Annotated in this window: 5 protein-coding genes, 5 tRNA genes and 1 other RNA gene; 10 read left to right on the top strand and 1 reads right to left on the bottom strand. The window is 67.2% G+C overall.

Going from position 1 to position 6,700, the window contains the following annotated elements:
- From serS to ffs, 8 genes are all read left to right on the top strand, one after another.
- A partial coding sequence (serS, locus tag VD972_RS37635) for a serine--tRNA ligase (protein ID WP_324993649.1) occupies positions 1 to 570 on the top strand: 570 nt, incomplete at its 5' end.
- An 80-nt stretch (positions 571 to 650) separates the two neighbouring features.
- Positions 651 to 737: transfer RNA gene (locus VD972_RS37630), tRNA-Ser, on the top strand.
- 44 nt (positions 738 to 781) lie between these two features.
- Positions 782 to 871: transfer RNA gene (locus tag VD972_RS37625), tRNA-Ser, on the top strand.
- Positions 872 to 909: 38 nt separating this feature from the next.
- A tRNA-Arg gene (locus tag VD972_RS37620) sits at positions 910 to 986 on the top strand.
- A 21-nt stretch (positions 987 to 1,007) separates the two neighbouring features.
- Entirely contained in the window at positions 1,008 to 1,475 is a 468-nt protein-coding gene (gene tadA, locus VD972_RS37615; RefSeq protein WP_324993648.1) for a tRNA adenosine(34) deaminase TadA, read from the top strand.
- A 5-nt stretch (positions 1,476 to 1,480) separates the two neighbouring features.
- Positions 1,481 to 1,567 (top strand) — tRNA-Ser (locus VD972_RS37610).
- 16 nt (positions 1,568 to 1,583) lie between these two features.
- Positions 1,584 to 1,670: transfer RNA gene (locus VD972_RS37605), tRNA-Ser, on the top strand.
- Between the two features lie 11 nt (positions 1,671 to 1,681).
- Positions 1,682 to 1,774, top strand: an RNA gene (gene ffs / locus VD972_RS37600) — signal recognition particle sRNA small type.
- An 84-nt stretch (positions 1,775 to 1,858) separates the two neighbouring features.
- Here ffs and VD972_RS37595 read toward each other — a convergent pair.
- Positions 1,859 to 3,205, bottom strand: a complete 1,347-nt coding sequence (locus VD972_RS37595) for a mannosyltransferase (RefSeq protein WP_324993647.1) — start codon at positions 3,203 to 3,205, stop codon at positions 1,859 to 1,861.
- Between the two features lie 222 nt (positions 3,206 to 3,427).
- Between VD972_RS37595 and VD972_RS37590 the strand changes: the two genes are divergently transcribed.
- Together VD972_RS37590 and VD972_RS37585 are read left to right on the top strand one after the other, a co-directional pair.
- Complete coding sequence (locus tag VD972_RS37590) at positions 3,428 to 4,963, top strand: NAD(P)/FAD-dependent oxidoreductase (RefSeq protein WP_324993646.1); 1,536 nt, start codon at positions 3,428 to 3,430, stop codon at positions 4,961 to 4,963.
- A 66-nt stretch (positions 4,964 to 5,029) separates the two neighbouring features.
- On the top strand, positions 5,030 to 6,700 hold a 1,671-nt coding region (locus VD972_RS37585), incomplete at its 3' end, for an FAD-dependent oxidoreductase (protein ID WP_324993645.1).

Genomic DNA, 6,700 nt, shown 5'->3' with positions numbered 1-6,700 from the left:
AACCTGCACCGCGACGAGATCCTCGAAGCCGACGATCTCCCGCGCAAGTACGTCGCCTTTACGCCGTGCTTCCGCTCCGAGGCCGGATCGTACGGGAAGGACGTGCGCGGGCTCATCCGCCAGCACCAGTTCCACAAGGTGGAGCTGGTGAAGTTCGCCACGCCGGACACCAGCCTCCAGGAGCTGGAGGGCATGACGGATGACGCCACCGACATCCTCCGCCGCCTGGGGCTGCACCACCGCGTGGTGCTGCTGTGCACCGGAGACATGGGCTTCGCCTCGCGGAAGACGTACGACATCGAGGTCTGGCTGCCAGGCCAGGGCACGTACCGGGAGATCTCCTCGTGCTCGGACTGCGGCGACTTCCAGGCCCGCCGGGCGAAGATCCGCTTCCGCGCCCAGAAGGGGGACAAGCCCCAGCTGCTCCACACCCTCAACGGCAGTGGCCTGGCCGTGGGCCGGACGAGCATTGCCATCCTCGAGAACTACCAGCGCGAGGACGGAAGCGTGGCGATCCCGGAGGCGTTGGTGCCGTACATGGGGGGGATGCGGGAGATCCGGCCACTGTGAGGCACTACCCCATTGCAATGGAATGCGGATGAGGTAGAAGGGCGGCCCCGCGCACCATGGCGGGCCGCGCGGCGTGTAGTGGAGGAGTGGCCGAGCGGCTGAAGGCAGCGGTCTTGAAAACCGCAGAGGGTGAAAGCCCTCCGTAGGTTCGAATCCTACCTCCTCCGAATTTCAGGCCTTGTCGTAAGCAGTTCTTTGACAGAGAAACGTTGGAGAGATGGCCGAGAGGCTGAAGGCACAGGTTTGCTAAACCTGCATACTGGAAACGGTATCGAGGGTTCGAATCCCTCTCTCTCCGCCACTTATCATCAGGTCGCAAGTCGCAGCGTTGGAAGACACGCTCCCTTAGCTCAGCTGGATAGAGCGTCGGACTACGAATCCGAAGGCCGGAGGTTCGAATCCTCCAGGGAGCGCCACTTTCCCTGCCGCTTCTCTCCATGAGTGAAGACGAAGCTTTCATGCAGCAGGCGCTCACGCTGGCGCGGGAAGCAGAGGCACTCGGAGAGGTCCCCGTAGGCGCGGTGGCCGTGCACGACGGCAGAGTCGTCGGCACGGGCTTCAACCGCCGCGAGGTGGACCGCAACCCCCTGGCTCATGCCGAGCTGCTGGCGCTGGATGCGGCGGCCAAGGCACTGGGGGTCTGGCGGCTCACGGGTGTGACGCTGTACGTGACGCTGGAGCCGTGCGCCATGTGTGCCGGCGCGCTGGTGCAGGGCCGGGTGACACGGCTGGTGTTCGGGACGATGGATCCCAAGGCCGGAGCGGTGGGCTCGCTCTACAACCTGGCCGAAGAGCCGCGGCACAACCACCGGCTCCAGGTGACAAGTGGCATCCTGGCGGAGGAGAGCCGCCTGCTTCTCAAGAGCTTCTTCGAGCGCCTGCGCGACAAGAAGCGTGAAAAGTGAATACTGGAGAGCTGGCCGAGTGGTCGAAGGCACCTGACTCGAAATCAGGCGTACCGGTAACGGTACCGTAGGTTCGAATCCTACGCTCTCCGCTTGTAGCAGGGCCCTGGAGAGGTGGCCGAGCGGTTGAAGGCACACGCCTGGAACGCGTGCATACCTTAACGGGTATCGTGGGTTCGAATCCCACCCTCTCCGTAGGTGTTATTTTTGTGGTCGGGACAACGTGGGGACGTGAACCCCGCCAGGTCCGGAAGGAAGCAACGGTAGCGCACCTTCGCGTGTGTCCCGGCCGTTTCTTTAGAAGTGAAGAGCCGATGCCCTCCTGGGGTATCGGCTCTTTGCTTTTGCGGGTGAGCGGGCCTGGGCTCCCTGCCTCGCCTGCCTCAGTCGCGGGCGAGCATCGTCTCGCGGCCCACCTGCCCCACCACGCGGAAGCCGGCGGCCTGGAGCTCTGGGAGGGCCCGGCCCCCGAAGGTGACGGCGCGGTTGAAGGTGGAATCACGCATGGCGTGCTGGAAGGCCTGATCGTGGGGCCAGTCGCAGGTGAGCCAGGGGATGTTCTTGCCGATGTAGAAGAAGCCCCCCGCGCCCCAGAGCCCCTCGTTGACGATGAGCAGGCCCGAGGCGCGCTCGTCCCTCGTGGCGGCGACAATGGCGCGGAACTGGTCCCCGCGGAGATCGTGCGGCGGGTAGAAGCTGGCGGCTACCACGGTGGAGGACAGCGACACGAATGAGATCACCGAGCGGACCCTCGCGGCCCTGGCTGTATCCATGAGCCATGCCGCCAGGGCTGGGGCAGCTGCGAGCAGCAGCAGCACGAGTGCCGGATAGAGGAAGCGCTCCTCCTTGTGCGGCGTGGCGGTCACCGCCAGCCCGTAGGCCACCGCGCAGAACAGCGGCAGGGAGACGGCGCGGCGGCGGCGCAGGGCGGCGTAGCCCAGCGGCACTGTCAGCCAGAACCAGAGGGGGAGCGCGGTGAGGAGCACTGGCACGTAGAAGCTGGGTGGGTTCGCGCCGAACTGCCTTGCCGCCTCACCCGAGAGGACGTTGAAGCGCAGGTAGGCGATGAAGGAGTGGAAGGGCGTGCCCCAGGTGGCCCAGTCGAGCGCGCCCAGGCCCAGCGCCGCGCCGAGCCCACCCAGGCAGGTGAAGGCCAGCACCCGCCACCGCCTCGCCAGAACGAGCCACACCAGCGCCGCGGCGACGAAGACGGCCGAGCCGTAGCGCGCCACCACCGCCAGCCCCAGCGCCAGCCCGCCGAGCAGCCCGGCACGCTCCAGGCGCTCCTTCCGATCGAGGGCCTCCATCCCCACCACGAGGAACGCCGCGGAGAAGGACTCGCTCATCGTCCGGCCCGCGAAGAAGAGCACCGGCCCATAGAGCCCCACGAGCAGGGTGGCATACAGGCCTGCCACGGTCCCGAGCCGGCGCGCGCAGAACCGGTACGCGGCGAGCAGCATCCAGCCGTGCAGCGCCGCCTGAGGCAGCGCGATGAGGGCCCGGTAGGCCTGGGGGTGGGTGATGCCCAGCAGGTTCGCCAGGCGCAGCATCCCCGAGACGACGAGGGGCGCCGCCCAGTTGCGCAGCCCGTCCCGCCACTCCCAGGCGAGCACGCCGTAGCCATGAACGCGATGCCAGGCTGGCTCGAGCACCTGGTACACCTCGTCGGGATGGATGCGGCCCAGCTGCGCCACGGCAATCACGGTGGGCACCAGCGCCACGACTGTCATCCAGGCAAGGTCTATCCAGGACAGGGCCCAGGATGAAGGCTCGGCACCCTCTGTCTCCTTCAGGGGAGGCTGGGGAGAGGCCGGAGTGGGGGAAGGCTGCGGAGCTGAGGCGGACATCGGACGGGCGCGACTCTCCCCGCCCCAGCGTCCGCGCGCAAGTCACGCGGAGTTTGTCCGCCTGCCCTCGGCTCGGCTAAGAGCAGTCAACGCGGAGGGGGCACCATGCCAGACGTCATCATCGTGGGTGCAGGCCACAACGGCCTCGTTGCTGCAGCACTGCTCGCGCGCCGGGGCCTCAAGGTCACCGTGCTCGAGGACAAGGCGATGGTAGGCGGTGCGAGCAAGACGGAGTACCCGTTCCGCTCCGCGCCGAAGCTGGGCGTCTCCACCGGAGCCTACCTGCTGGGACTCATGCCTCCGGAGCTCATGCAAGAGCTGGAGCTGGAGCTCCCCCTCAAGCGCCGGGATCCGCACTACTTCCTGCCCACCCTGGACGAGCGCTACCTCCTGTTCGGCTCGAACGAGCAGGAGATGAAGCGCCAGTTCCTCGCCTTCTTCTCCGAGGCCGACTGGAAGGCCAACCAGGCCATGAATGCCGAGCTGGCCGCCATTCGCGACGACCTGGCCCCGGCGTGGCTCCTGCCGCCGCTCTCCCTCGAGGAGACCGCGGAGCGCTACATCCGCGCGGACCTGCGTAGCCACTTCCTCCGGCTCTGCCGCGGCTCGCCCCGCCAGTACCTGGAGCGTTTCGGCTTCGAGTCGGACCTGCTCAAGGCCATGTACGCCGTCACCGACGCCTTCTCGGGCGCGGACGTGGAGTACGACACGCCTGGCGCGGGCATGAACCTGCTGGCCCACAACATGTGCCGGCTGCCCGGCAGCGGCGGCACGTGGATGATCGTCGGCGGCGGCATGGGCACCGTCACCCAGCAGCTTGCGAAGCTCGTCCAACGGCACGGCGGGACGATCCGCACCGGGGCAAAAGTCGCCTCCATCCGCACGGACCGGGGCGTGGTGAAGGGTGTGGTGCTGGAGGGCGGTGAGGAGCTCTCCGCCAACGTGGTCGTCTCCAACGCGGACCCGTTCCGCACCCTGAAGCTGGTGGAGGCCTCGGCCATCCCCGCGGACTACCGCCAGCGCGTGGACGCCATGGCCACCCCGGGCACCACCCTCAAGGTGAACCTGTGCCTCAAGGGCCTGCCTACCTTCACCTGCCTGCCCGAGGACCGAGGCCAGTTCGGCCCCACCATCCACCTGCTGCCCCAGGAGGACGTGCTCGAGTCCCTGGCGAAGTCCTACGCGGACACCAAGGCCGGTAAGCTCGCCGAGTTCCCCTCCATCGAGTGGTACTTCCACACCCCCATCGATCCCACCCTGCGGGATGACCAGGGACACCACAACTCCGCCCTCTTCGTGCAGTGGGTGCCCTACCAGCCCAAGGGCTCGTCCTGGGAGAAGGAGGAGGCGCGCTACGTCCAGCACCTGCTCTCCATCTGCGACCGCTTCGCCCCGGGCACCAGCGATCTCGTGGTGGAGACCTTCGCGCTGCCCCCGCCCAAGATCGAGTCACACTTCGGCATTACCCACGGCCATATCCAACACGTGGACAACAAGCTCGGCTTCAACGAGCGGCTGCCCTACGAGACGCCTGTCCAGGGGCTCTACTTCTGCAGCGCCGGGTGCCACCCTGGCGGCGGCGTCATCGGCGCCTCCGGGCACAACGCCGCGGGAGTGGTGCTCAAGGCGCTGGGACGCTGAGCGACCGCCCAAGCCTCAGACTCAACGCGCGACCGCGCACAACGTTCGGCGTTATGCTCCTCCGCCATGTCTGCCATCTCCCTGCCCGAACAGGCCCGCGTCGTCGTCATCGGCGGCGGGATCATCGGCTGCTCCGTCGCCTACCACCTGGCCCACATGGGCTGCAAAGAGGTCGTGCTCCTCGAGCGGGATCGCCTCACCTCGGGGACCACCTGGCACGCCGCCGGGCTCATGGTCACCTTCGGCTCCACGTCCGAGACCTCGACGGAGATGCGCAAGTACACGCGCGATCTCTACAGCCGGCTGGAGGCGGAGACCGGCCTGTCGACTGGGTTCAAGCCGATCGGCTTCATCGAGATCGCCACCGACGCTGATCGCCTGGAGGAGTACCGCCGGGTCGCGGCCTTCAACCGCTACTGCGGGGTGGACGTACACGAGATCGGCCCAAGCCATGTGAGGGAGCTCTTCCCGCTCGCGCGCACCGACGACATCCTCGCCGGGTTCTACGTCAAGGAGGACGGCCGCGCCGATCCGATTGGCGCGACGATGGCCCTGGCCAAGGGCGCGCGCATGCAAGGCGTCAAGATCATCGAGGGCGTCCCCGTCACGGGCCTGCTCAAGCAGCGCCATGCCGTCACCGGAGTCACTACGCCTTATGGCGACATCCAGGCCGAGTACGTCGTCAACTGCGCCGGCGCCTGGGCCCGGCAGCTCGGCGAGAAGTCAGGCGTGAACATCCCGCTCCAGGCCGCCGAGCACTACTACCTCATCACCGAAAAAATCCCCGGCATCTCGAACACCTGGCCGGTGATCGAGGACCCCGCCTCGCACGGCTACTACCGTGAAGAGGTGGGCGGTCTCATGATCGGCCTCTTCGAGCCGATCTGCGCGCCCTGGAAGGTGGGAGGCATCCCCGAGGATTTCTCTTTCGGGGAGATCTCTCCCGACTGGGATCGCATGGGCCCCTACGTGGAGAAGGCCATGTCACGCGTGCCGATCTCGCTGGAGACGGGCGTGCGAAAGTTCTTCTGCGGCCCTGAGAGCTTCACCCCGGACCTGCAGCCCATCGTTGGAGAATCGCCCGAGCTCAAGAACTACTTCGTCGCCGCGGGGATGAACTCCATCGGCATCTTGACCGGCGGCGGACTCGGGCGGGTGATGGCCAACTGGATCCTGACGGGGAAGCCCGGCGTCGACATCACCGGCTTCAACATCGATCGCCTGCACACCTATCAGTCGAACCCGGAGTACCGCCGCACGCGCACCGTCGAGTCGCTCGGCATGGTCTACCAGTGCCACTATCCCACGCGCTCGATGATGACCGCTCGCGGCGCCAAGCGCTCGGCGGTGCATGATCGCCTTGCCGCCCGCGGCGCCTACTTCAGGGACGTGAGCGGCTGGGAGAGCCCCGACTGGTACGGCGAGCCCGGCACCACGCCGGATGCCGGGCCGCTCTCCTTCGGCAGGCAGCGGTGGTTTCCCCACTGGGCCGCGGAGCACAAGGCGACGCGCGAGGGCGTCATCCTCATGGACATGTCATTCATGGCCAAGTTCCTCGTGCAGGGACGCGACGCCGGGCGCCTGCTCAACCACCTGTCTGGCAACAATGTGAATGGGCCTTCCGGGGTCATCACCTACACCCAGTGGCTCAACGAAGGCGGGACGATCGAAGCCGATCTGACGGTCACCAAGCTCGACGACGAGCGCTACTGGGTGGTGGCGTCGGACACCGCGCAT

The sequence above is a fragment of the Hyalangium sp. genome, assembly GCF_035629615.1.
In the GTDB taxonomy this organism is placed as follows: Bacteria; Myxococcota; Myxococcia; order Myxococcales; family Myxococcaceae; genus Hyalangium.
The sequence above is the reverse complement of the archived record's forward strand: the minus strand, read 5'-3'. Positions and strand labels throughout refer to the sequence as shown.